The following is a 24130-nucleotide window of genomic DNA, read 5'->3' as shown; positions in this document are numbered from 1 at the left end:
ATGGACTGGAACCCCCATATCACCGTCGCCACCATCGTCGAGGACCGCGGTCGCTTCCTGCTGGTAGAGGAGCTCAAGGGCGGACGCCTGGTGCTCAACCAGCCCGCCGGCCATCTCGAAGCCGACGAAACCCTGCGCCAGGCCGCCGTACGCGAGACCCTCGAGGAAACCGGCTGGGAGGTCGAGCTGACCGGCGTGGTCGGCATCTACCTCTACACCGCACCGAGCAACGGCGTGACCTATCAACGCGTCTGCTTCGCCGCCCGAGCCCTTCGCCATCACCCGCAGCGCCCACTGGACAGCGGCATAGTCGCCGCCCCCTGGCTGAGCCGCGCCGAACTGGCCGTCCAGCCGCAACGCTGGCGCAGCGAACTGGTGCTGCGCTGCATCGATGACTACCTCGCCGGACCAACGCACGGCCTGAGCGTGATCCGCGACTGAACGCCGTCTTCGCCTTGCCGCGGCCGGCCTGTTAGAATTTCGTCCTTTTTTGCAGACCCACGCCGAAATCCCATGTCCGATCCAGCCCTGCCAAGCTCAGAAAAGCCACGCGTCATAGTCGGCATGTCCGGCGGCGTCGATTCGTCCGTTTCCGCCCTGCTGTTGCTGGAGCAGGGCTATCGGGTCGAAGGCCTGTTCATGAAGAACTGGGACGAGGATGACGGCACCGAGTACTGCACGGCCATGGACGACCTGGCCGACGCCCAGGCGGTGTGCGACAGGATCGGCATCAAGCTGCACACCGCCAACTTCGCCGCGGAATACTGGGACAACGTGTTCGAGCACTTCCTCGCCGAGTACAAGGCCGGGCGCACGCCCAACCCGGACATCCTGTGCAACCGCGAGATCAAGTTCAAGGCCTTCCTCGACTACGCCCTGGCCCTCGGCGCCGACCTGATCGCCACCGGTCACTACGTGCGTCGCCGCGATGTCGACGGGCGCACCGAGCTGCTCAAGGGCCTGGACCCGAACAAGGACCAGAGCTACTTCCTGCACGCCGTCGGCGGCGAGCAGATCGCCAAGACCCTGTTCCCGGTCGGCGAGCTGGAGAAGCCCGCCGTGCGTGCCATCGCCGAAAAGTATCAGCTGGCCACGGCGAAGAAGAAGGACTCGACCGGCATCTGCTTCATCGGCGAGCGGCGCTTCAGCGATTTCCTCAAGCAGTACCTGCCGGCCCAGCCGGGCAATATCGAGACCACGACCGGCGAGATCATCGGCCGCCACCATGGCCTGATGTATCACACCATCGGCCAGCGCCAGGGGCTGGGCATCGGCGGCCTGAAGGATGCCGGGGACGAGCCCTGGTACGTGCTGCGCAAGGACCTGCAGCGCAACGTGCTGGTGGTCGGCCAGGGCAACGAACACCCCTGGCTGTTCTCCCGCGCCCTGCTGGCCTCGGAGCTCTACTGGGTCAACCCGATCGACCTGAGCCGCCCGCGCCCGCTCACCGCCAAGGTGCGTTACCGGCAGAGCGACCAGGCCTGCACCCTGGAGAAGACCGCCGACGGCTATCGCGCGGTGTTCGAGCAGCCGCAGCGCGCCGTGACGCCCGGTCAATCGGTGGTGTTCTACGACAACGAGGTGTGCCTCGGCGGCGGTGTGATCGAAACGGCCGAACCCTGGACTCCCGAGAGTGAAGACGCATGACGCCAATGCAGGAACAACTCATCGCCCTGGGCGCCGTCTTCGAATCCGCGGTACTGGTCGACAAGCTGGCCAGGACCGGCCAGATCGGCGAGCCGGCCCTGGCCTGCATGCTCGGCAGCCTGCTGGTGCGCGATCCGCAGAGCACCCTTGAGATCTACGGCGGCGACGACCTCGGCCTGCGCGACGGCTATCGCGCCCTGGTCGGCGCCCTTGAGCGCGACCCCAGCAGCCTGCAGCGCGACCCGCTGCGTTATGCGCTGGCCCTGCTCGGCCTGGAGCGGCAACTGGAAAAGCGCGACGACCTGCTGCAGATCATGGGCAGCCGCCTGGATCAGATCCAGCAGCAGACCGAGCACTTCGGCCTGGTCCACGACAACGTGATCGCCTCCTGCGGCAGCCTCTACCAGGACACCATCAGCACCTTCCGCCAACGCATCCAGGTGCAGGGCGACATGCGTCACCTGCAGCAACCGAGCAATGCCTCGAAGATCCGCGCCCTGCTGCTCGCCGGCATTCGCGCGGCGCGCCTGTGGCGCCAGCTGGGCGGCCACCGCTGGCAGCTGGTGTTCAGCCGCGGCAAGCTGCTCAAGGAACTCTACCCGCTGCTGCGCGGCTGAGCGATGCGCCCCCGCTCGGTCAGGCCCGCCCAGGGCGCCGCCCTGCTGGCCTGCTCGGCCCTGCTGTTCGCCCTGATGGGCATGGGCATTCGCGAGGTCTCCGCCAGCGTCAACAACGAGTCGGTGGTGTTCTTCCGCAACCTGGTCGGCGTGCTGTTCTTCCTGCCCCTGATAGCGCTCAGGGGCTGGCGGCCGCTGAAGACCGAGCGGCTCAGCGCGCACCTGTGGCGCACGGCCTTCGGCCTGGCGGCGATGTACTGCTTCTTCTACGCCATCGCCCACCTGCCCTTGGCCGACGCCATGCTGTTCACCTACTCGGCGCCGCTGTTCACGCCGCTGATCGCCCGCTGCTGGCTGAAGGAACCGCTGACCAAGCGCATGCTGCTCACCAGCGCGGTGGGTCTGGTGGGTGTGCTGCTGGTCGCCAAGCCCTCCGCCGCGCTGCTGGATGCCCAGGCCTCGATCGGCCTGGCCGCCAGCATCCTGGCGGCATTCGCCTTCGTCTCCATCCGCGAGATGAGCGACAGCGAGCCGGCCTTTCGCATCGTCTTCTACTTCGCGCTGTTCGGCGCCCTGGCCTCGGCGATTCCCCTGACCTGGGCCTGGCAGCCGCTGGGCGAGCGGGAGCTGGGCGCGCTGCTGGTGATCGGCCTGCTCGCCACCGTCAGTCAGATCATCATGTCCAAGGCCTACGCCCTGGCGCCGCCGGGACTGATAGGCCCGTTCGCCTACCTGGCCATCGTCTTCGCCGGTCTGCTGGCCTGGCTGCGCTGGGGTGAAGCCCCGGCCCCTAGCTCGCTGTTAGGCGCCGCGCTGATCTTCGTCGCCAGCCTGCTGTCGATCCGCCGCCCGGGACGCTGAAAGGCGATTGGCGGGGCGCGGCCCGGGCCGCAATTTCATGTATGATATGCGCCCTTTTCAATGCCCGACTGTCCGAGAACGCCTCCCATGCAGCTTTCTTCGCTCACCGCGGTTTCCCCCGTCGATGGCCGCTACGCCGGCAAAACCAGCGCCCTGCGCCCCATTTTCAGCGAATACGGCCTGATCCGCTTCCGCGTCCTGGTCGAGGTCCGCTGGCTGCAGCGCCTGGCCGCCCACGAGGGTATCGCCGAGGTCGCGCCCTTCTCCGCCGAAGCCCAGGCGATTCTCAACGAGCTGGCAGACAACTTCGCCCTTGAGCATGCCGAGCGGGTCAAGGAAATCGAACGCACCACCAACCACGACGTCAAGGCCGTGGAATACCTGCTCAAGGAGCAGGCCGCCAAGCTGCCGGAGCTGGAGAAGGTCAGCGAGTTCATCCACTTCGCCTGCACCAGCGAGGACATCAACAACCTGTCCCACGCCCTGATGCTGCGCGAGGGCCGCGATAACGTGCTGCTGCCGCTGATGCGCCAGACCGCGGGCGCCATCCGCGAGCTGGCGGTCAAGTTCGCCGACGTGCCGATGCTGTCGCGCACCCACGGCCAGCCGGCCTCGCCGACCACCCTTGGCAAGGAGCTGGCCAACGTGGTCTACCGCCTGGAGCGGCAGATCGCCCAGGTCGCGGCGGTGCCGCTGCTGGGCAAGATCAACGGCGCCGTGGGCAACTACAACGCCCACCTCTCGGCCTACCCGCAGGTGGACTGGGAAGCCAACGCCCGCGCCTTCATCGAAGACGACCTGGGCCTGCAGTGGAACCCCTACACCACGCAGATCGAGCCGCACGACTACATCGCCGAGCTGTTCGACGCCATCGCCCGCTTCAACACCATCCTCATCGACTTCGACCGCGACGTCTGGGGCTACATCTCCCTCGGCTACTTCAAGCAGAAGACCATCGCCGGCGAGATCGGCTCCTCGACCATGCCGCACAAGGTCAACCCGATCGACTTCGAGAACTCCGAGGGCAACCTGGGGATAGCCAACGCGCTGTTCCAGCACCTGGCCAGCAAGCTGCCGATCTCGCGCTGGCAGCGCGACCTGACCGACTCCACCGTGCTGCGCAACCTCGGTGTCGGCTTCGCCCACAGCGTCATCGCCTACGAGGCAAGCCTCAAGGGAATCAGCAAGTTGGAACTCAATATTCAACGTATTGCTGAAGATCTGGACGCCTGCTGGGAAGTGCTCGCAGAGCCCATCCAGACCGTCATGCGCCGCTATGCCATCGAGAACCCCTACGAGAAGCTGAAAGAGCTGACCCGCGGCAAGGGCATCAGCCCCCAGGCGTTGCTCGAGTTCATCGACGGCCTGGACATGCCGGCCGAAGCCAAGGCCGAGCTCAAGCAGCTGACCCCGGCCAGCTACATCGGTAACGCAGTGGCCCAGGCCCAGCGCATCTAAACGGCGACAGCCCATCGGACGCCCGGCTGTGCCGGGCGTTTTTATTTATGGGTATTTATTACTTTCAAGGGCTTACCGATGAATCCTGATACTCCGCTGCAAATGCTGGGCGGCCTCACGGCCCGCGAGTTCCTGCGCGACTACTGGCAGAAGAAACCCCTGCTGGTACGCCAGGCCATCCCCGACTTCGAAAGCCCCATCACGCCGGACGAGCTGGCCGGCCTGGCCCTTGAAGAAGAAGTCGAGTCGCGCTTGGTCATCGAGCACGGCGAGCGCCCCTGGGAGCTGCGCCGCGGCCCCTTCGCCGAAGACGCCTTCGCCACGCTGCCCGAGCGCGACTGGACCCTGCTGGTGCAGGCCGTCGACCAGTTCGTCCCGGACGTGGCCGAGCTGCTCGAGCAGTTCAAGTTCCTGCCCAAGTGGCGCATCGACGACGTGATGATCAGCTTCGCCGCCCCCGGCGGCGGCGTCGGCCCGCACTTCGACAACTACGACGTGTTCCTGCTGCAGGCCCATGGCAGGCGGCGCTGGCAGGTCGGCCAGCGTTGCAACTCCGACAGCCCGCTGCTGGCCCACGCCGACCTGAAGATCCTGGCCGAATTCGAACAAACTGAAGAATGGGTGCTGGAGCCCGGCGACATGCTCTACCTGCCGCCGCTCCTGGCCCACTGTGGTACCGCTGAGGATGACTGTATGACCTATTCCGTAGGCTTCCGCGCGCCGAGCGCCGCCGAAGTGCTGACCCATTTCACCGACTTCCTGGGCCAGTTCCTGCCCGAGGAGGAGCGCTACAGCGACGCCGACGCCGAGCCGGCCAGCGACCCGCACCAGATCCAGCGCGACGCCCTGGATCGCCTCAAGGCCCTGCTCAACGAGCACATGGGCGACGAGCGTCTGCTGATGACCTGGTTCGGCCAGTTCATGACCGAGCCGCGCTACCCGGAACTGGTCAACGGCCTGGAGATCGACGAGGCGGCCTTCCTCGGCAACCTGGAGGCCGGCGCCGTGCTGATCCGCAACCCCAGCGCCCGCATGGCCTGGTCCGAAGTCGGCGAAGACCTGGTGCTGTTCGCCAGCGGCCAGAGCCGCCTGCTGTCGGCGAGCCTGCGCGAATTGCTCAAGCTGGTCTGCTCGGCCGATGCCCTGCACATCGACAACCTCGGCCAATGGCTGGGCGACGACGAAGGGCGTAATCTGCTCTGGGAACTGGTCAAGCAAGGAAGTCTGGAGTTCGCCGATGAATGAGATCCACGTGCGCCTGGCCGACTGGCACAAGAACAACGCCGAACTGCGGCGGATCCGCGAAACCGTATTCGTCGGCGAACAGGCGGTGCCGCCGGAGCTGGAGTGGGATGCCGAGGACGCCGAGGCCGTGCATTTCCTCGCCTACGAGGGCGACTACGCCATCGGCACCGCGCGCCTGCTGCCCGACGGGCATATCGGCCGCGTCTCGGTGCTCAAGGACTGGCGCGGACTGAAGGTCGGCGACGCACTGATTCGCGCGGTGATCGCCGAGGCGGAAAAACGTGGCCTGCAGCAACAAATGCTCAGCGCCCAGGTGCACGCCACCGCCTTCTATGAAAGGCTAGGCTTCGAGATAGTCAGCGGCGAATACCTCGACGCCGGCATACCCCACGTGGACATGGTGCGCCACGGCGCGGCCCCCTGAGGTCAGGATGAACGACGATAACGCCCCGCACGACTTGAACGGCAGCACTGAGGCCCGCGAGCTTCCCGCCATCGAGTTCGAGTCGCCGGGGCGTTTCGCCGTGCACAACCCCGAGCCCCCGCAGGCGGACGCCGGGCGCCGCGAGCCGGCCCCGTTCCGGCTCGGCGAGCATCTGCCGCTGGAGCGTTTCGACCGGCCCGAGCAGGCCCGCGCCCACGCCCTGGCCCTGCTGCAGCAGGCCCGCCGCAGCCTGTGCATCTTCAGCGACGACCTCGAGCCCTGGCTCTATCACCACAGCAGCGTGCAGGACGCCTGCACCGCCTTCCTCCTGGCCAGCCCGAAGAATCACCTGCGCATCCTGCTGCGCGACGCGACCCGCGCGGTGAAGGAAGGACATCGCCTGCTCAGCCTGTCCCGCCGCCTGTCGAGCAACCTGCAGATCCGCAAGCTGCATCCGGACTACCCGGGCGAGGACATCGCCTTTCTCCTGGCCGACGACCGTGGCCTGCTGCTGCGCCCGGAGCCGGAGCAGTTCGCCGGCTACGCCCTGTACCAGGACCCGGCCCGCGTGCGCCTGCGCCAGGCGCAGTTCGATCAGGCCTGGGAAACCAGCATCAGCGATCCTGACCTACGGAGCTTCCTGCTATGAGCCTTCGCCTATTGACCGCCGGGCTGCTGCTTTGCAGCGCTCTCGCGGCCAACGCCGCCACCGAGGTCATCGCCCTGAACTACCGCAGCGCCGACGAGGTGTTGCCGGTGGTGCAGTCGGTGCTGGGCAACGAGGGGCGCGTCAGCCCCTACGGCAACCAGCTGATCGTCAACGCGGCGCCGGAGAAAATCGCGGAGATTCGTCAGCTGCTCGATCAGCTGGACACCCGCCCGCGCCGCCTGCTGATCAGCGTGGCCAGCAGCGAGTCGAGCTACCAGAGCGATCGTGGCTACCGTGCCGACGGCTCGATCAGCGCCGGCGGCGCCGAGGTGGTGATCGGCCAGGGCGAAATCGACGGTCGCGACCAGTTGCGCATCATCCGCCGCAGCACCGACAGCCGCGGCGGCGGCACCCAGCAGGTGCAGGCCACCGAGGGCTACCCGGCGCTGATTCAGGTCGGTCAGAGCGTGCCCCTCACCACCTATGATCGCAACCATTACGGGCAGGTCTACGGTGCCACCCAGTACCGCGATGTCACCCGCGGCTTCTACGTCACCGCCAGCCTGAGCGGCGAACTGGTGCATATCAGCATCAGCAGCAACCGCGACCGGCTGAGTGCGTCACAGCCCGGCGTGATCAACCTGCAGAGCACCGACACCCGGGTCAGCGGCCGCCTCGGCGAGTGGATCAGCATCGGCGCCGTCGATGAGCAGAACCAGGCCGACCAGGCCGACTTCCTCCAACGCCGTTCGACCCAGGGCCGCGAGGACCTGAGCCTGCGGGTCAAGGTCGAAGTCATCGATTAAAGCCTGGCCGGAACTGACTCGCCGGTCGTCGTAAGACTTATGTAGTAGTCGCCAAAAAGCACTACAAAACGTTTGACGAACCCTCCCTGCAGAGGCATGATGACCTCGCTCCCGCTTATCAGGGGCCCTAGAAAGGGCCTCCGGGTCGCTCTCCAGGCTTACCGCCCGAGACGATTCGCGTTGTAAAGCCCACAAGGCAGTTCGACGAGATTGCGACTGGAACGAAGTTGTCCTGAGGGACGGGGAAGCGTTTAAGGCATCAACCAGCCAGACCGTAACAGCCAGTCTGCTCGACGGCATCCACGAGCCGGAACAGCAAACCACGCCGCAGTCTCGCTCGGTGCACGCGTCACCCCTCCTCCCGGTTTCAACACCGTCCTGGTCAATATTTCGCCGTGCTGTTGTGAGCCCCGCAACCAGAACCGCCGTGATGCAGTTTCTGAGTGGGAAAGTCGGTGCTCAACCAAACACATACATTGAAGGATTGACCATGTCCGCATATCAAAACGACATCAAGGCAGTCGCTGCGCTGAAAGAGACCTTCGGCAGCACCTGGAGCGCTATCAACCCGGAATCCGTGGCTCGTATGCGTGCTCAGAACCGCTTCAAGACTGGTTTGGATATCGCCAAGTACACCGCGGCCATCATGCGCAAGGACATGGCCGAATACGACGCCGACTCCTCCGTCTACACCCAGTCCCTGGGCTGCTGGCACGGTTTCATCGGGCAGCAGAAGCTGATCTCGATCAAGAAGCACCTGAAGACCACCAACAAGCGCTACCTCTACCTGTCCGGCTGGATGGTCGCCGCGCTGCGCTCCGAGTTCGGCCCGCTGCCGGACCAGTCCATGCACGAGAAGACCTCGGTCGCCGCGCTGATCGAGGAGCTGTACACCTTCCTGCGCCAGGCCGACGCCCGTGAGCTGGACCTGCTGTTCACCGCCATGGACGAAGCCCGCGCCGCCGGCGACAACGCCAAGGCCGCCGACATCCAGGAGCAGATCGACAACTACGAGACCCACGTGGTCCCGATCATCGCCGACATCGACGCCGGCTTCGGCAACCCGGAAGCCACCTACCTGCTGGCCAAGAAGATGATCGAAGCCGGTGCCTGCTGCATCCAGATCGAGAACCAGGTATCCGACGAGAAGCAGTGCGGCCACCAAGATGGCAAGGTGACCGTGCCTCACGCCGACTTCCTCGCCAAGATCAACGCCGTTCGTTACGCCTTCCTCGAACTGGGCATCGACGACGGCGTGATCGTCGCCCGTACCGACTCCCTGGGCGCCGGCCTGACCAAGCAGATCGCCGTGACCAACCAGCCGGGCGACCTGGGCGACCAGTACAACTCCTTCCTCGACTGCGAGGAAATCTCCGAGGCCGAACTGGGCAACGGCGACGTGGTGATCAAGCGCGAGGGCAAGCTGCTGCGTCCCAAGCGTCTGCCGAGCAACCTGTTCCAGTTCCGCAAGGGCACCGGCGAAGCGCGCTGCGTACTGGACTGCATCACCTCGCTGCAGAACGGCGCCGACCTGCTGTGGATCGAAACCGAGAAGCCGCACGTCGGCCAGATCGCGGCCATGGTCAACGAGATCCGCAAGGAAATCCCGAACGCCAAGCTGGTGTACAACAACAGCCCGTCCTTCAACTGGACCCTGAACTTCCGTCAGCAGGTGTTCGACGCCTTCGTCGCCGAAGGCAAGGACGTCTCCGCCTACGACCGCGCCAAGCTGATGAGCGTGGAGTACGACGAGACCGAACTGGCCCAGATCGCCGACGAGAAGATCCGCACCTTCCAGCGCGACGGTTCGGCTCAGGCCGGCATCTTCCACCACCTGATCACCCTGCCGACCTACCACACCGCGGCGCTGTCCACCGACAACCTGGCCAAGGGCTACTTCGCCGACCAGGGCATGCTGGCCTACGTCAAGGGCGTGCAGCGTCAGGAACTGCGTCAGGGCATCGCCTGCGTCAAGCACCAGAACATGGCCGGCTCCGACATCGGCGACAACCACAAGGAGTACTTCGCTGGCGAAGCCGCGCTGAAGGCCGGTGGCAAAGACAACACCATGAACCAGTTCCACTGAGTGGAACCGGCTCGGCCAGGCGGAACCCCGCATTCCGCTTGAGCGTGGCGTAGGAAGAACCCAGCAGCAATGCTGGGTTTTTTCTTTTCTGCCCTGCCCAGAAGTAGCGACTGACCACACTGTCGACTGCCGCACAACCGTTGTCATCGTCCCGTCGTTTTCCTTGGTTAGCGTCATGGCTCCGTCGATTAGCCCCAAGGAGCCCCCATGCGCCAGGAAGATGACCACAGCGTACTGTTCGGCAGTGGCGATGAACTGCCCAGCAACCATTCCGGCAACACGCATTTCAGCGAGCTGATCAATCCCGGCCTCGCTCGCCGCCAGGTGCTGGCCGGCGGTGCGGCGCTGGGTGCCCTGGCCTTTCTCGGCGCCGCCCTGCCGGGCACCAGCGAAGCCGCGCCTGCGGCCGGCACGCCGCACGCAGGTCCAGTGTTCAGGCCGCGGACGAAGCTGCCCTTCACCCCCGTGGCCATCGGCCGGGCCGACGCCATCAGCGTCCCCGCCGGCTACCAGGCCACGCCCTTCATCCCCTGGGGCACGCCCATCACCGGCAGCTATCCGGCCTTTCTCGAGGACGCCAGCAACAGCGCCGCGGACCAGGCCCAGCAGACCGGCATGCACCATGACGGCATGCACTTCTTCCCCATCGATGCCCAACGCGGCCGTGGCCGCAGCAGCGATCACGGCCTGCTGGTGCTCAACCACGAATACATCGATGCCGGACTGATCCATCCCAACGGACCGACCGTGGTGGACGGCAGGCGCGTCAGCGCCGAAGAGGTGCGCAAGGAAATCAACGCCCACGGCGTCTCGGTGGTGGAAATCCGTCGCAACCCGCAGGGCGACTGGGAGGTGCTGCCGAGCGCGCGCAACCGCCGCATCACCGCCGCCACGCCCATGCAGATCCGCGGCCCGGCCCGCGGCCATGCCCTGTTGCAGACCCGCTACAGCCCGGATGGCACGGCCACACGCGGCACCCAGAACAACTGCGCCAACGGCTTCACGCCCTGGGGCACCTACCTGACCTGCGAGGAGAACTGGGCCGGCTACTTCGCCTCCGGCGACAGCGAGCTGCCCCGCCAGTTGAGCCGCTACGGCCTGCGCAGCAGCAGCCGCTATGGCTGGGAAACCCTGGCCGGCGACGAATTCGAGCGCTTCGACGCCAGCCGCAAGGCGGCCCGAGCCGACGGCGACTACCGCAACGAACCCAACCACTTCGGCTGGATCGTCGAGATCGACCCCTTCGCCCCCGAGTCCGTGCCGGTCAAGCGCACCGCCCTGGGCCGTTTCGCCCACGAAGGCCTGGTGTTCGCCCCGGTCAAGCCGGGCCGGCCGGTGGTGTGCTACTCCGGCGACGACTCGCAGAACGAGTACATCTACAAGTATGTCAGCCGCGCCAAGTACCGCCCCGGCCGCAGCAACGGTAGCCTGCTGGACGACGGCACGCTCTATGTCGCCCGTTTCGACGCCAACGGCAGGGGCAAGTGGCTGGCCCTGGATATCCACGACAGGGCCTTCCAGAAGGCCTGCCACGCCGCCGGCGTGAGCTTCGCCGACCAGGGCGAGGTGCTGATCAACACCCGCCTGGCCGCCGACATCGTCGGTGCCACCAAGATGGACCGCCCTGAATGGGGCGCCGTGAACCCGGACAACGGCGAGGTCTACTTCACCCTCACCAACAACAGCGCCCGCGGCGAGGGCGATGCCGCCAATCCGCGCCCGGCCAACGCCTACGGCCATATCATCCGTTGGCGCGAACGCAGCTGGAACCATGCCGGGCGCAGTTTCACCTGGAGCCTGTTCCTGCTGGCGGGTCCGGAAAGCGACAGCCTAGGGCCGAACGGCCGCCCATTGAACGCCGACAACCTGCTGGCCAGTCCCGACGGGCTGTGGTTCGACCCGGAGGGTCGCCTGTGGATCCAGACCGACATGAGCCGCAGCCAGCTGCGCAGCGGCCCCTTCGGCAACAACCAGATGCTGGTCGCCGATCCGAAGAGCGGTGAGCTCAAGCGCTTCCTGGTCGGCCCGTCGGGTGCGGAAATCACCGGCATCAGCGCCACCCCGGACTTCCGCACGCTGTTCGTCAACGTCCAGCATCCCGGCGAGGGTTCGACTGCCGGCAACCTGCTCAGCACCTGGCCGGACGGCCCCGGCAAGCGTCCGCGCTCCGCCACCCTGATCATCACGCGCGAGGACGGCCGCCGCCTGTTGTGAGCCCCCCGGCGACCAGGCGCAACAGCCCGGTCGCCCCTCTCCGCCGGTTCCCGAGCGCCATGATCGCATGCCGGTCACCGTTACCGGACCTTCCCTGAGCGATGAACGGGTCTTAAAACAAGGCCTTGCGGCCATGTTCTAAAAATTATCGCTCGAAAACTTACCAAGGGCTCAGCTGGGGCCTAAGCTCAAAGCAGTATCTCAGGCGGTCGCCAGCGTTCGTCCGCAGAGACTCAATCCAATAATTTGCGAAAGAGCGCCGTTCCTTTCCAGGGGGGAGTCCGGCATGTCGGAAGCAAGCGCAACTCTGTCCCACGACTGGGCGCTGGCCGTGTTCCTGCTCGGCATCGCCGGTCTTTGTGCCTTCATGCTCGGCCTGTCCAGCCTGCTGGGTGGCAAGGCCTGGGGCCAGCGCAAGAACGAACCCTTCGAAGCCGGCATGCTGCCCACCGGCAGCGCCCGCCTGCGCTTTTCCGCGAAGTTCTATCTGGTCGCGATGCTCTTCGTGATCTTCGACGTCGAAGCCCTGTTCCTCTTCGCCTGGGCCGTCTCCGTTCGCGAAAGCGGCTGGGCCGGCTTTATCGAGGCTACTATTTTCATAGCGATTCTGTTGGCCGGGCTTGTCTATCTCTGGCGCATCGGGGGGCTCGACTGGTCCCCGGCGGGACGTCGCGAACGGCAGGCGAAGCTAAGACAATGAGGCCTTGGCGATGCAATACACACTTACTCGGGTCGACCCGGATGCGCCGAACGAGCAGTATCCGATCGGCCAGCGGGAGACCGTTGCCGATCCGCTGCTAGATGGCCAGGTGCACAAGAACATTTTCATGGGCAAGTTGGAGAACGTGCTCAACGACGCGGTCAACTGGGGGCGCAAGAACTCCCTGTGGCCCTACAACTTCGGCCTGTCCTGCTGCTACGTGGAGATGACCACGGCCTTCACCGCGCCCCATGACATCGCTCGCTTCGGCGCCGAGGTCATACGCGCCTCGCCGCGCCAGGCCGACTTCATGGTCATCGCCGGCACCTGCTTCATCAAGATGGCGCCCATCATCCAGCGCCTGTACGAGCAGATGCTCGAGCCCAAGTGGGTCATCTCCATGGGCTCGTGCGCCAACTCCGGCGGCATGTACGACATCTATTCGGTGGTCCAGGGCGTGGACAAGTTTCTCCCCGTCGATGTCTATGTGCCCGGCTGCCCGCCCCGTCCCGAGGCCTTCCTGCAGGGCCTGATGCTGCTGCAGGAGTCCATCGGCCAGGAGCGCCGCCCGCTCTCCTGGGTGGTCGGCGACCAGGGTGTGTACCGCGCCGAGATGCCCTCGCAGCGCGAGCAGCGACGCGCCCAGCGCATCGCCGTCACCCAGCTGCGCAGCCCCGACGATGTTTGAGCCCCCATGAGCAACCCGGCACTTTCCCCAGCTTGACCGACAGCGACCGAGACCATGACTGCAGACAGCGCCGTGTCACCTCCGCCCTACAAGGCCGACGCACAAGACGTCGTCGCCGAGCTGCAGGCCCGTTTCGATGCCGCGAGCCTGACTCTGCAGGCCAGCCGTACCGGCATGCCGGTGGTTTGGGTGCCCCGCGACAGGCTGGTCGAGGTCCTCGGTTTCCTCCGCGGCCTGCCGCGGCCCTACGTCATGCTCTATGACCTGCATGGCATCGACGAGCGCCTGCGCACCCAGCGCCGTGGCCTGCCCCCGGCCGACTTCACGGTGTTCTATCACCTGCTGTCGATCGAGCGTAACAGCGACCTGATGGTCAAGGTGGCGCTGAGCGAAGGCGACCTGAACCTGCCGACGATCACCGCGATCTGGCCGAACGCCAACTGGTACGAGCGGGAAGTCTGGGACATGTTCGGCATCGGCTTCCAGGGCCACCCGCACCTCAGCCGGATCATGATGCCGCCGACCTGGGAAGGCCATCCGCTGCGCAAGGACTACCCGGCGCGCGCCACCGAGTTCGACCCCTTCAGCCTGACCCAGGCCAAGCAGCAGCTGGAGGAGGAAGCCGCCCGCTTCAAGCCGGAAGACTGGGGCATGCAGCGCCACAGCGAGCACGAGGACTACATGTTCCTCAACCTCGGCCCCAACCATCCCTCGGCCCACGGCGCCTTCCGCATCATCCTCCAGCTGGACGGCGAGGAGATCGTCGACTGCGTGCCCGACGTCGGCTATCACCACCGCGGCGCGGAGAAGATGGCCGAGCGCCAGTCCTGGCACAGCTTCATCCCCTATACCGACCGCATCGACTACCTGGGCGGGGTCATGAACAACCTGCCCTACGTGCTGGCCGTGGAGAAACTGGCCGGCATCAGGGTGCCCGACCGGGTCGACGTCATCCGGGTGATGCTGGCGGAGTTCTTCCGCATCACCAGCCACCTGCTGTTCCTCGGCACCTATATCCAGGACGTCGGCGCCATGACCCCGGTGTTCTTCACCTTCACCGACCGCCAGCGCGCCTACAAAGTGATCGAAGCCATTACCGGCTTTCGCATGCACCCGGCCTGGTACCGCATCGGCGGCGTCGCCCACGACCTGCCGCGGGGCTGGGACGGCCTGGTCAAGGAGTTCGTCGACTGGCTGCCCAGGCGGTTGGACGAGTACGAGAAGGCCGCGCTGAAGAACAGCATCCTGCGCGGCCGCACCCTGGGCGTCGCCCAGTACAACACCCGGGAGGCCCTCGAGTGGGGCGTCACCGGCGCCGGGCTGCGCGCCACCGGCCTGGACTTCGACCTGCGCAAGGCGCGTCCCTACTCGGGCTACGAGCACTTCGAATTCGAGGTGCCACTGGCGCACAACGGCGACGCCTACGACCGCTGCATCGTGCGGGTCGAGGAGATGCGTCAGAGCGTGCGCATCATCGAGCAGTGCCTGCACAACATGCCGGCCGGCCCCTACAAGGCCGATCACCCCCTGACCACGCCGCCGCCGAAGGAGCGCACCCTGCAGCACATCGAGACCCTGATCACCCACTTCCTGCAGGTTTCCTGGGGTCCGGTGATGCCGGCGGGCGAAACCCTGCAGATGATCGAGGCGACCAAGGGCATCAACAGCTACTACCTGACCAGCGATGGCAGCACCATGAGCTACCGCACCCGCATTCGCACCCCCAGCTTCCCGCACCTGCAGCAGATTCCCTCGGTGATCCGCGGCAGCATGGTGGCCGACCTGATCGCCTACCTGGGCAGTATCGATTTCGTCATGGCCGATGTGGACCGCTGACATGAACCAGAGCGACCTGATCCAGACCGACCGCTTCGTCCTCAGCGCCAGCGAACGCGCGGCCATCGAGCATGAGATGCAGCACTACGAGGACCCGCGTGCGGCGTCCATCGAGGCGCTGAAGATCGTGCAGCAGGCGCGCGGCTGGGTGCCCGACGGCGCCGCCGACGCCATCGGTGCGGTGCTCGGCATTCCGGGGAGCGACGTCGAGGGGGTGGCCACCTTCTACAGCCAGATTTTCCGCCAGCCGGTGGGCCGCCACATCATTCGCGTGTGCGACAGCATGACCTGCTTCATCGGCGGCCACGAGTCGGTGCTGTCTAGTATTCAACGAGAGCTGGGCATCGGCCTCGGCCAGACCAGCGCCGACGGCCGCTTCACCCTGCTGCCGGTGTGCTGCCTGGGCAACTGCGACAAGGCGCCGACGCTGATGATCGACGACGACACCTTCGGCGATGTGCTCCCCGAGTCCGTCGCCAAGCTGCTGGAGGGCTATGCATGAACGCCAAGCTGCTGACCTCGGCCGGCCCGGCCAACCGCATCGCCCGCCCGGAAGAGACCCATCCGCTGACCTGGCGCCTGCGCGATGACGCCCAGCCCGTGTGGTTCGACGAGTACCAGCAGAAGAACGGTTACAGCGCCGCGCGCAAGGTGTTGGGCGAGATGGCCCCGGCCGACATCGTGCAGACGGTCAAGGAATCCGGCCTCAAGGGCCGCGGCGGCGCCGGCTTCCCCACCGGGGTGAAGTGGGGCCTGATGCCCACCGACGAGTCGCTGAACATCCGCTACCTGCTGTGCAACGCCGACGAAATGGAGCCCAACACCTGGAAGGACCGCCTGCTCATGGAGCAGCTGCCGCACCTGCTGATCGAGGGCATGCTGATCAGCGCCCGCGCGCTCAAGGCCTATCGCGGCTACATCTTCCTGCGCGGCGAGTACGTCGACGCGGCGCACATCCTCGAGCGCGCCGTGGCCGAGGCCAAGGCCGCCGGCCTGCTGGGCCGCAACATCCTGGGCAGCGATTTTTCCTTCGAGCTGTTCGTGCACACCGGCGCCGGGCGCTACATCTGCGGCGAGGAAACCGCGCTGATCAACTCCCTCGAGGGACGCCGCGCCAACCCACGCGCCAAGCCGCCCTTCCCGGCCGCCGTCGGCGTCTGGGGCAAGCCCACCTGCGTGAACAACGTCGAGACCCTGTGCAACGTGCCGGCGATCATCGGCAACGGCGTGGACTGGTACAAGAGCCTGGCCCGGCCCGGTAGCGAGGATCACGGCAGCAAGCTGATGGGCTTTTCCGGCAAGGTGAAGACCCCCGGCGTCTGGGAGCTGCCCTTCGGCATCAGCGCCCGCGAACTGTTCGAGGACTACGCCGGCGGCATGCGCGACGGCTATCGCCTCAAATGCTGGCAGCCCGGCGGTGCCGGCACCGGCTTCCTGCTCCCGGAACACCTCGAGGCGCAGATGTACGCCGGCGGCATCGGCAAGGTCGGTACCCGCATGGGCACCGGCCTGGCCCTGGCGGTGGACGACGGCGTCGGCATGGTGGCCTTGCTGCGCAACCTGGAGGAATTCTTCTCCCGCGAGTCCTGCGGCTGGTGCACCCCGTGCCGCGATGGCCTGCCCTGGAGCGTCAAGCTACTGCGCGCCCTGGAGCGCGGCGAAGGCCAACCGGGCGACCTGGAGACCCTGGAGCAGCTGTGCAACTTCCTCGGCCCCGGCAAGACCTTCTGCGCCCACGCACCGGGGGCCGTCGAGCCCCTGGCCAGTGCATTGAAGTATTTCCGCGGGGAGTTCGAGGCCGGCATTGCCGGCCAGAACACGCCGGCGGGCAGCGCGCAGCTGGCCCCGGCATGAAGTTTTTGCGTCGCGCCGGCCATTCACCCGGCCCCGCGACAAACCGTGACGCCCTTAGCCAAGCCCGCTGCGGCGGGTGAGAAGACACGAGACCATGGCCACTATCCACGTAGACGGCAAAGATCTGGAAGTCGATGGCGCAGACAACCTGCTGCAGGCCTGCCTGTCCCTGGGGCTCGACATTCCCTACTTCTGCTGGCACCCCGCCCTGGGCAGCGTCGGCGCCTGCCGCCAGTGCGCGGTGAAGCAGTACAGCGACGAGAACGACAGCCGCGGTCGCCTGGTGATGTCCTGCATGACCCCGGCCAGCGACAACAGCTGGATCTCCATCGACGACGAGGAGGCCAGGCAGTTCCGCGCCAGCGTCGTCGAGTGGCTGATGACCAACCACCCCCACGACTGTCCGGTATGCGAGGAAGGCGGCCACTGCCACCTGCAGGACATGACGGTCATGACCGGGCACAACGCCCGCCGTTATCGCTTCACCAAGCGCACCCACCAGAACCAGGAGCTGGGGCCCTTCATCGGCCACGAAATGAACCGCTGCATCGCCTGCTACCGCTGCGTGCGCTACTACAAGGACTATGCCGGCGGCACCGACCTCGGCGTCTATGGCGCCCACGACAACGTCTATTTCGGCCGGGTCGAGGACGGCACCCTGGAAAGCGAGTTCGCCGGCAACCTGGTCGAGGTCTGCCCGACCGGGGTGTTCACCGACAAGACCCACTCCGAACGCTACAACCGCAAGTGGGACATGCAGTTCGCCCCGAGCATCTGCCACGGCTGCGCCGCCGGCTGCAACATCAGTCCCGGCGAGCGCTACGGCGAGATCCGCCGCATCGAGAACCGCTTCAACGGCTCGGTGAACCAGTACTTCCTCTGCGACCGCGGCCGCTTCGGCTATGGCTACGTCAACCGCCCGGACCGCCCGCGCCAGCCGCTGATGGTGCTGAGCCAGATGAAGATGGGTCTGGACTCGGCCCTCGACCAGGCCGCCGCCCTGCTGAAGAGGCGCCGGGTGATCGGCATAGGCTCGCCCCGCGCCAGCCTGGAGAGCAACTTTGCCCTGCGCGAACTGGTCGGCGCCGAGCACTTCTATGCCGGTATGGCCGAAAGCGAACTGCAGCTGCTGCAGCTGATCCGTGACCTGCTGCAGAACGGCCCGCTGCCGGTGCCGAGCCTGCGCGAGGTGGAGGCCCACGACGCGGTGTTCGTCCTCGGCGAAGACCTGACCCAGACCTCGGCACGCCTGGCCCTGGCGCTGCGCCAGGCGGTCAAGGGCAAGGCCAACCAGATGGCCGCCGCCCTGAAGATCCAGGACTGGCACATGGCCGCGGTGCAGAACGTCGCCCAGCAGGCGCTGAGCCCGCTGTTCATCGCCAGCGTCTGCGCCACCCGCCTGGACGACGTCGCCCGCGAGTGCGCCCACGCCGCGCCCGGCGACCTCGCCCGCCTCGGCTTTGCCGTGGCCCACGCCATCGACCCGAGCGCGCCGGCCGTGAGCGGCCTGGAAGCCGAGGCCGCCGAGCTGGCCCGGCGCATCGCCGAGGCGCTGCTGGCGGCCGAACGGCCGCTGATCGTCGCCGGCGTCTCCCTGGGCAGCCGGGCGCTGATCGAGGCGGCAGCCAATATCGCCGGCGCGCTGAAGAACCGCGCGAAGCACGGCTCGCTCAGCCTGGTGCTGCCGGAAGCCAACAGCATGGGCCTGGCGCTGCTGCAGGGCGAGGCCCTGTGCAGCCAATCGCTGGACGCCGCGCTGCAGGCCCTGAGCGCCGGCGAGGCAGACGCCCTGGTGGTGCTGGAGAACGACCTGTATCGCCGTGCCGAAGCCACCCGGGTCGATGCCGCCCTGGCCGCCGCCAAGGTGGTGCTAGTCGCCGATCATCAATACACGCCGACCGCCGCCAAGGCCCATCTGCTGCTGCCGGTCGCCACCTTCGCCGAGGGCGACGGCACCCTGGTCAGCCAGGAGGGACGCGCCCAGCGTTTCTTCCAGGTCTTCGATCCCGCCTACCACGACGGCGACAATCTGGTGCGCGAAGGCTGGCGCTGGCTGCATGCGCTGCACGCCACCCTGCAGGGCGGGAGCGTCGACTGGACCCAGTTGGATCAGGTCACCGAAGCCTGCGCCGCGGCCGTGCCGGCACTGGCCGGCATCCGCACCGCCGCGCCGTCCGCCACCTTCCGCATCAGGGGCCTCAAGCTGTCCCGCGAGCCCCACCGCTACAGCGGCCGCACGGCCATGCGCGCCAATATCAGCGTGCACGAACCGCGCCAGCCTCAGGACCAGGACTCCGCCTTCGCCTTCTCCATGGAGGGCTATTCCGGCTCCGCCGAACCCCGCCAGCAGATTCCCTTCGCCTGGTCGCCGGGCTGGAACTCGCCCCAGGCCTGGAACAAGTTCCAGGACGAGGTCGGCGGCCACCTGCGCGCCGGCGACCCCGGCGTGCGCCTGTTCGAAGCCGCCGGCGTTGCCCTGCCCTGGTTCGCCCCGTGCGCCGCCTTCAGTCCGCCCCCGGGCAGCCTGCAGGCGGTGCCCCTGCACCACCTGTTCGGCAGCGAGGAGACCTCGGCCCGTGCCGCGCCGATCCAGGCCCGCGCGCCACAGCCTTATGTCGCCCTGGCCCGGGCGGAGGCGGCTCGCCTGGGGGTCGACGACGGCGCCCTGCTCAGCCTGACGCTCAATGACCAGGAGCTGCGCCTGCCGCTGCAGGTGCGCGAGGACCTGGCCCTGGGCCTGGCCGGACTGCCCGTGGGCCTGCCCGGCATTCCGCCGGCGCTCGCGGGCGCCGTGGTGACGGCGATACGGGAGGCCGCGCAATGAGCTGGCTGACGCCCGAGCTGGTCGACATCCTGGCGGCGGTGGCCAGGGCCGTGGTCATCCTGCTGGTGGTGGTGGTCTGCGGCGCCCTGCTCAGTTTCGTCGAGCGCCGCCTGCTGGGCTGGTGGCAGGACCGCTACGGGCCCAACCGGGTCGGGCCGTTCGGCCTGTTCCAGATCGCCGCCGACATGCTCAAGATGTTCTTCAAGGAGGACTGGACCCCGCCCTTCGCCGACCGGGTGATCTTCACCCTGGCCCCGCTGATCGCCATGAGCGCCATGCTCATCGCCTTCGCCATCATCCCCATCACCCCGACCTGGGGCGTGGCGGACCTGAACATCGGCATCCTGTTCTTCTTCGCCATGGCCGGCCTGTCGGTCTATGCGGTGCTGTTCGCCGGCTGGTCGAGCAGCAACAAGTACGCCCTGCTCGGCGCCCTACGCGCCTCGGCGCAGACGGTGTCCTACGAGGTGTTCCTGGCCCTGGCGCTGATGGGCGTGGTGGCCCAGGCCGGCTCGTTCAACCTGCGCGACATCGTCGACTACCAGGCCCGGCACCTGTGGTTCATCATCCCGCAGTTCTTCGGTTTCTGTACCTTCTTCATCGCCGGCGTCGCGGTCACCCACCGCCACCCCTTCGACCAGCCGGAAGCCGAGCAGGAACTGGCCGACGGCTACCATATCGAATACGCCGGGATGAAATGGGGCATGTTCTTCGTCGGCGAGTACATCGGCATCGTCACCATCTCCGCGCTGCTGGTGACCCTGTTCTTCGGCGGCTGGCATGGTCCTTTCGGTCTGCTGCCGCAGATCCCGTTCTTCTGGTTCGCCGCCAAGACCGCCTTCTTCATCATGCTCTTCATCCTCCTGCGCGCCTCGATCCCGCGGCCGCGCTATGACCAGGTCATGGCGTTCAGCTGGAAGTTCTGCCTGCCGCTGACCCTGCTCAACCTGCTGGTGACCGGCGCCCTGGTGCTGGCCGCGGCCCAGTAAGGAGAACCACCATGTTCACCTACATCCGTCACATCCTCCACGGCACCTTCACCCAGCTGCGCAGCCTGGCGATGATCTTCGCCCACGGCTTTCGCAAGCGCGACACCCTGCAGTACCCGGAAGAAGCGGTGTACCTGCCGCCGCGTTACCGCGGACGCATCGTCCTGACCCGCGACCCGGACGGCGAGGAGCGCTGCGTGGCCTGCAACCTCTGCGCGGTGGCCTGCCCGGTCGGCTGCATCTCGCTGCAGAAGGCCGAGGCCGAGGACGGTCGCTGGTACCCGGAGTTCTTCCGCATCAACTTCTCGCGCTGCATCTTCTGCGGCATGTGCGAGGAGGCCTGTCCGACCACGGCGATCCAGCTCACCCCGGACTTCGAGATGGGCGAGTTCAAGCGCCAGGACCTGGTGTACGAGAAGGAAGACCTGCTGATCTCCGGTCCCGGCAAGTACCCCGACTACAACTTCTACCGCGTCGCCGGCATGGCCATCGCCGGCAAGCCGAAGGGCGCCGCGCAGAACGAGGCCGAGCCGGTCGACGTGAAGAGCCTGCTGCCCTGAGGGAGGAACGATGGAACTGGCATTCTATTTCGCCGCCGGCGTCGCCGTGATGTCCACCCTGCGGGTGGTCACCGGCAGCAATCCGGTGCATGCCCTGCTGTACCTGATCATCTCCCTGCTGGCGGTCGCCATGGTGTTCTTCAGCCTCGGCGCGCCCTTCGCCGGAGCCCTGGAGATCATCGTCTACGCCGGCGCCATCATGGTGCTGTTCGTCTTCGTGGTGATGATGCTCAACCTCGGTTCCGCCGCCGTCGAGCAGGAAAGGCGCTGGCTCACGCCAGGCATCTGGCTGGGTCCGGCGATCCTCTGCGCGCTGCTGCTCGGCCAGCTGCTCTACGTCCTGCTCGGCACGCCGAGCGGCGCCCTCATCGGCCATACCACGGTGGACGCCAAGACCGTCGGCATCAGCCTGTTCGGCCCCTACCTGCTGGCCGTCGAGCTGGCCTCCATGCTGCTGCTGGCCGCCCTCGTCGCCGCCTATCACCTCGGTCGCCACGACGCCAAGGATGCCACGCCATGAACGGGATCCCGATGGAACATGGCCTGGCCCTGGCCGGGGTGCTGTTCAGCCTGGGCCTGGTGGGCCTGATGGTGCGCCGCAACATCCTCTTCGTGCTGATGAGCCTGGAGGTGATGATGAACGCCGCGGCCCTGGCCTTCGTGGTCGCCGGCGCCCGCTGGGGCCAGGCCGACGGCCAGGTGATGTTCATCCTGGTGATCAGCCTGGCGGCCGCCGAGGCCAGCATCGGCCTGGCGATCCTGCTGCAGCTGTACCGCCGCTTCAACACCCTGGATATCGACGCTGCCAGCGAGATGCGCGGATGAACCTACTATTTCTGACCTGTCTGTTCCCCCTGCTCGGCTGGCTGGCGCTGGCCTTCAGCCGCGGGCGCTGCTCGGAAGACACCGCGGCGCTGATCGGCGTCGGCTCGGTCGGCCTGTCGGCGCTCACCGCCGCCTGGATCATCTGGCAGTTCAACGTCGCGCCGCCACCCGGTGGCGTCTACACCCAGCTGCTGTGGCAATGGATGGCGGTGGACGGCTTCGCCCCCAGCTTCACCCTGTACCTGGACGGCCTGTCGCTGACCATGCTCGGCGTGGTCACCGGCGTCGGCTTTCTCATCCACCTGTTCGCCAGCTGGTACATGCGCGGCGAGAAAGGCTATTCGCGCTTCTTCGCCTACACCAACCTGTTCATCGCCAGCATGCTGTTCCTGGTGCTCGGCGATAACCTGCTGTTCCTGTACTTCGGCTGGGAAGGCGTGGGCCTGTGCTCCTACCTGCTGATCGGCTTCTACTTCAAGCACAGCGCCAACGGCAACGCGGCGCTCAAGGCCTTCATCGTCACCCGGGTCGGCGACGTGTTCATGGCCATCGGCCTGTTCATCCTGTTCTCCCGGCTCGGCACCCTGAACATCCAGGAGCTGCTGCTGCTGGCGCCGCAGAAGTACGTCGCCGGCGACACCTGGCTGTGGCTCGCCACCCTGATGCTGCTCGGCGGCGCCGTCGGCAAGTCGGCGCAACTGCCGCTGCAGACCTGGCTGGCCGACGCCATGGCCGGCCCGACCCCGGTCTCGGCGCTGATCCACGCCGCCACCATGGTCACCGCCGGGGTCTACCTGATCGCCCGCACCCACGGCCTGTTCCTGCTGACCCCGGAGATTCTTGAGCTGGTCGGCCTGGTCGGCGCCGCGACCCTGGTGCTGGCCGGCTTCGCCGCCCTGGTGCAGACCGACATCAAGCGCATCCTCGCCTACTCGACCATGAGCCAGATCGGCTACATGTTCCTCGCCCTGGGGGTCGGCGCCTGGAGTGCGGCGATCTTCCACCTGATGACCCACGCCTTCTTCAAGGCCCTGCTGTTCCTCGCCGCAGGCAGCGTGATCAACGCCTGCCACCACGAGCAGAACATCTTCCGCATGGGCGGCCTGTGGAAGAAGCTGCCGCTGGCCTACGCCAGCTTCATCGTCGGCGGCTCGGCCCTGGCCGCGCTGCCGCTGCTCACCGCGGGTTTCTACTCCAAGGACGAGATCCTCTGGGAGGCCTTCGCCAGCGGCCATGGCGGCCTGCTCTACGCCGGCCTGGCCGGGGCCTTCCTGACCTCGCTCTACACCTTCCGCCTGATCTTCATCGCCTTCCACGGCGAGGCCAAGGCCGAGGCCCATGCCGGCCATGGCGTGGCCCACTGGCTGCCGCTGTCGGTGCTGATCGTCCTCTCGACCTTCGTCGGCGCGCTGATCAGCCCGCCCCTGGCCGGGGTCCTGCCGCAGAGCGTCGGCCACGCCGGCGGCGAGGCCAAGCACAGCCTGGAGCTGGCTTCCGCGCTGATCGCCCTGGCCGGCATCGGCCTCGCCGCCCTGCTGTTCCTCGGCCAGCGCCGCCTGGTCGGCGCCCTGGCCGGCAGCGCGCCGGGGCGTCTGCTCGGCGCCTGGTGGTTCGCCGCCTGGGGCTTCGACTGGCTCTACGACAAGCTGTTCGTGCGCCCCTACCTGCTGGCCTGCCGGCTGCTGGGCCGCGACCCGATCGATTCGAGCATCGGCCTGATCCCGCGCCTGGCCCGCGGCGGCCACGGCATCCTCAGCCGCAGCGAAACCGGGCAGCTGCGCTGGTACGCGGCGTCCATCGTCGGCGGCGCCGTGCTGGTGCTGGCCGTCGTGCTGATGGCCTGAGCC

General features: G+C 66.9%; 22 protein-coding genes. All 22 read left to right on the top strand.

Features of this window, described 5'->3' with window-relative positions; genetic code table 11:
* The 22 genes from I0D00_RS00865 to nuoL all read left to right on the top strand — a co-directional run bounded on the left by I0D00_RS00865 (position 1) and on the right by nuoL (position 24127).
* The gene (locus I0D00_RS00865; RefSeq protein ID WP_213637879.1) at positions 1-441 is read left to right on the top strand and encodes an NUDIX hydrolase; all 441 of its coding nucleotides are present in this window, start codon (positions 1-3) and stop codon (positions 439-441) included.
* Positions 442-513: 72 nt separating this feature from the next.
* Complete coding sequence (mnmA, locus tag I0D00_RS00860) at positions 514-1647, top strand: tRNA 2-thiouridine(34) synthase MnmA (protein WP_213637878.1); 1134 nt, start codon at positions 514-516, stop codon at positions 1645-1647.
* Positions 1644-2264 (top strand): high frequency lysogenization protein HflD, encoded by a 621-nt coding sequence (hflD, locus tag I0D00_RS00855; RefSeq protein WP_213637877.1) that lies wholly within the window; start codon positions 1644-1646, stop codon positions 2262-2264. The genes mnmA and hflD overlap by 4 nt, the downstream gene beginning before the upstream one ends.
* A 3-nt stretch (positions 2265-2267) precedes the next feature.
* Entirely contained in the window at positions 2268-3125 is an 858-nt protein-coding gene (locus tag I0D00_RS00850; protein WP_213637876.1) for a DMT family transporter, read from the top strand.
* 87 nt (positions 3126-3212) lie between these two features.
* On the top strand, positions 3213-4583 hold the full coding sequence (gene purB / locus I0D00_RS00845; protein WP_213637875.1) for an adenylosuccinate lyase: 1371 nt from the start codon (positions 3213-3215) through the stop codon (positions 4581-4583).
* Between the two features lie 78 nt (positions 4584-4661).
* The gene (locus I0D00_RS00840; RefSeq protein ID WP_213637874.1) at positions 4662-5828 is read left to right on the top strand and encodes a ribosomal protein uL16 3-hydroxylase; all 1167 of its coding nucleotides are present in this window, start codon (positions 4662-4664) and stop codon (positions 5826-5828) included.
* Positions 5821-6252, top strand: coding sequence for a GNAT family N-acetyltransferase (locus I0D00_RS00835; RefSeq protein WP_213637873.1), 432 nt, complete (start codon positions 5821-5823; stop codon positions 6250-6252). Before I0D00_RS00840 ends, I0D00_RS00835 begins: the two co-directional genes overlap by 8 nt.
* Before the next feature lie 7 nt (positions 6253-6259).
* The gene (locus I0D00_RS00830) at positions 6260-6901 is read left to right on the top strand and encodes a DUF7931 domain-containing protein (protein WP_213637872.1); all 642 of its coding nucleotides are present in this window, start codon (positions 6260-6262) and stop codon (positions 6899-6901) included.
* Positions 6898-7707, top strand: coding sequence for a secretin N-terminal domain-containing protein (locus tag I0D00_RS00825; RefSeq protein ID WP_213637871.1), 810 nt, complete (start codon positions 6898-6900; stop codon positions 7705-7707). The genes I0D00_RS00830 and I0D00_RS00825 overlap by 4 nt, the downstream gene beginning before the upstream one ends.
* Positions 7708-8197: 490 nt before the next feature.
* The gene (locus tag I0D00_RS00820) at positions 8198-9793 is read left to right on the top strand and encodes an isocitrate lyase (protein ID WP_213637870.1); all 1596 of its coding nucleotides are present in this window, start codon (positions 8198-8200) and stop codon (positions 9791-9793) included.
* Positions 9794-10000: 207 nt separating this feature from the next.
* A complete protein-coding gene (locus tag I0D00_RS00815; RefSeq protein WP_213637869.1) occupies positions 10001-12007 on the top strand; it encodes a PhoX family protein in 2007 nt (668 codons plus the stop codon).
* A gap of 286 nt (positions 12008-12293) precedes the next feature.
* Positions 12294-12707 carry an NADH-quinone oxidoreductase subunit A gene (locus tag I0D00_RS00810; RefSeq protein WP_213637868.1) on the top strand — a complete coding sequence of 138 codons (414 nt, stop codon included), beginning with the start codon at positions 12294-12296 and terminating at the stop codon, positions 12705-12707.
* A 10-nt stretch (positions 12708-12717) separates the two neighbouring features.
* A complete protein-coding gene (locus I0D00_RS00805) occupies positions 12718-13395 on the top strand; it encodes an NADH-quinone oxidoreductase subunit B (protein ID WP_213637867.1) in 678 nt (225 codons plus the stop codon).
* A gap of 54 nt (positions 13396-13449) precedes the next feature.
* Positions 13450-15231: an NADH-quinone oxidoreductase subunit C/D gene (nuoC, locus tag I0D00_RS00800; RefSeq protein ID WP_213637866.1), complete on the top strand. Its 1782-nt coding sequence runs from the start codon at positions 13450-13452 to the stop codon at positions 15229-15231.
* A 1-nt stretch (position 15232) separates the two neighbouring features.
* A complete protein-coding gene (gene nuoE, locus I0D00_RS00795; protein ID WP_213637865.1) occupies positions 15233-15733 on the top strand; it encodes an NADH-quinone oxidoreductase subunit NuoE in 501 nt (166 codons plus the stop codon).
* Entirely contained in the window at positions 15730-17085 is a 1356-nt protein-coding gene (gene nuoF, locus I0D00_RS00790) for an NADH-quinone oxidoreductase subunit NuoF (RefSeq protein ID WP_213637864.1), read from the top strand. Before nuoE ends, nuoF begins: the two co-directional genes overlap by 4 nt.
* 94 nt (positions 17086-17179) lie before the next feature.
* Positions 17180-19909, top strand: coding sequence for an NADH-quinone oxidoreductase subunit NuoG (nuoG, locus tag I0D00_RS00785; protein ID WP_213637863.1), 2730 nt, complete (start codon positions 17180-17182; stop codon positions 19907-19909).
* Positions 19906-20898, top strand: coding sequence for an NADH-quinone oxidoreductase subunit NuoH (nuoH, locus tag I0D00_RS00780; RefSeq protein WP_213637862.1), 993 nt, complete (start codon positions 19906-19908; stop codon positions 20896-20898). The genes nuoG and nuoH overlap by 4 nt, the downstream gene beginning before the upstream one ends.
* A gap of 11 nt (positions 20899-20909) precedes the next feature.
* The gene (gene nuoI, locus I0D00_RS00775) at positions 20910-21458 is read left to right on the top strand and encodes an NADH-quinone oxidoreductase subunit NuoI (protein ID WP_213637861.1); all 549 of its coding nucleotides are present in this window, start codon (positions 20910-20912) and stop codon (positions 21456-21458) included.
* A gap of 10 nt (positions 21459-21468) precedes the next feature.
* On the top strand, positions 21469-21978 hold the full coding sequence (nuoJ, locus tag I0D00_RS00770; protein ID WP_213637860.1) for an NADH-quinone oxidoreductase subunit J: 510 nt from the start codon (positions 21469-21471) through the stop codon (positions 21976-21978).
* Positions 21975-22283: an NADH-quinone oxidoreductase subunit NuoK gene (gene nuoK / locus I0D00_RS00765; protein WP_213637859.1), complete on the top strand. Its 309-nt coding sequence runs from the start codon at positions 21975-21977 to the stop codon at positions 22281-22283. Before nuoJ ends, nuoK begins: the two co-directional genes overlap by 4 nt.
* Positions 22280-24127: an NADH-quinone oxidoreductase subunit L gene (gene nuoL / locus I0D00_RS00760; RefSeq protein WP_213637858.1), complete on the top strand. Its 1848-nt coding sequence runs from the start codon at positions 22280-22282 to the stop codon at positions 24125-24127. The genes nuoK and nuoL overlap by 4 nt, the downstream gene beginning before the upstream one ends.
* Positions 24128-24130 lie beyond the last annotated feature (3 nt).

It is taken from the genome of Pseudomonas lalucatii (assembly GCF_018398425.1).
In the GTDB taxonomy this organism is placed as follows: domain Bacteria; phylum Pseudomonadota; class Gammaproteobacteria; order Pseudomonadales; family Pseudomonadaceae; genus Aquipseudomonas; species Aquipseudomonas lalucatii.
This window is presented reverse-complemented; position numbering and strand designations above follow the sequence as displayed.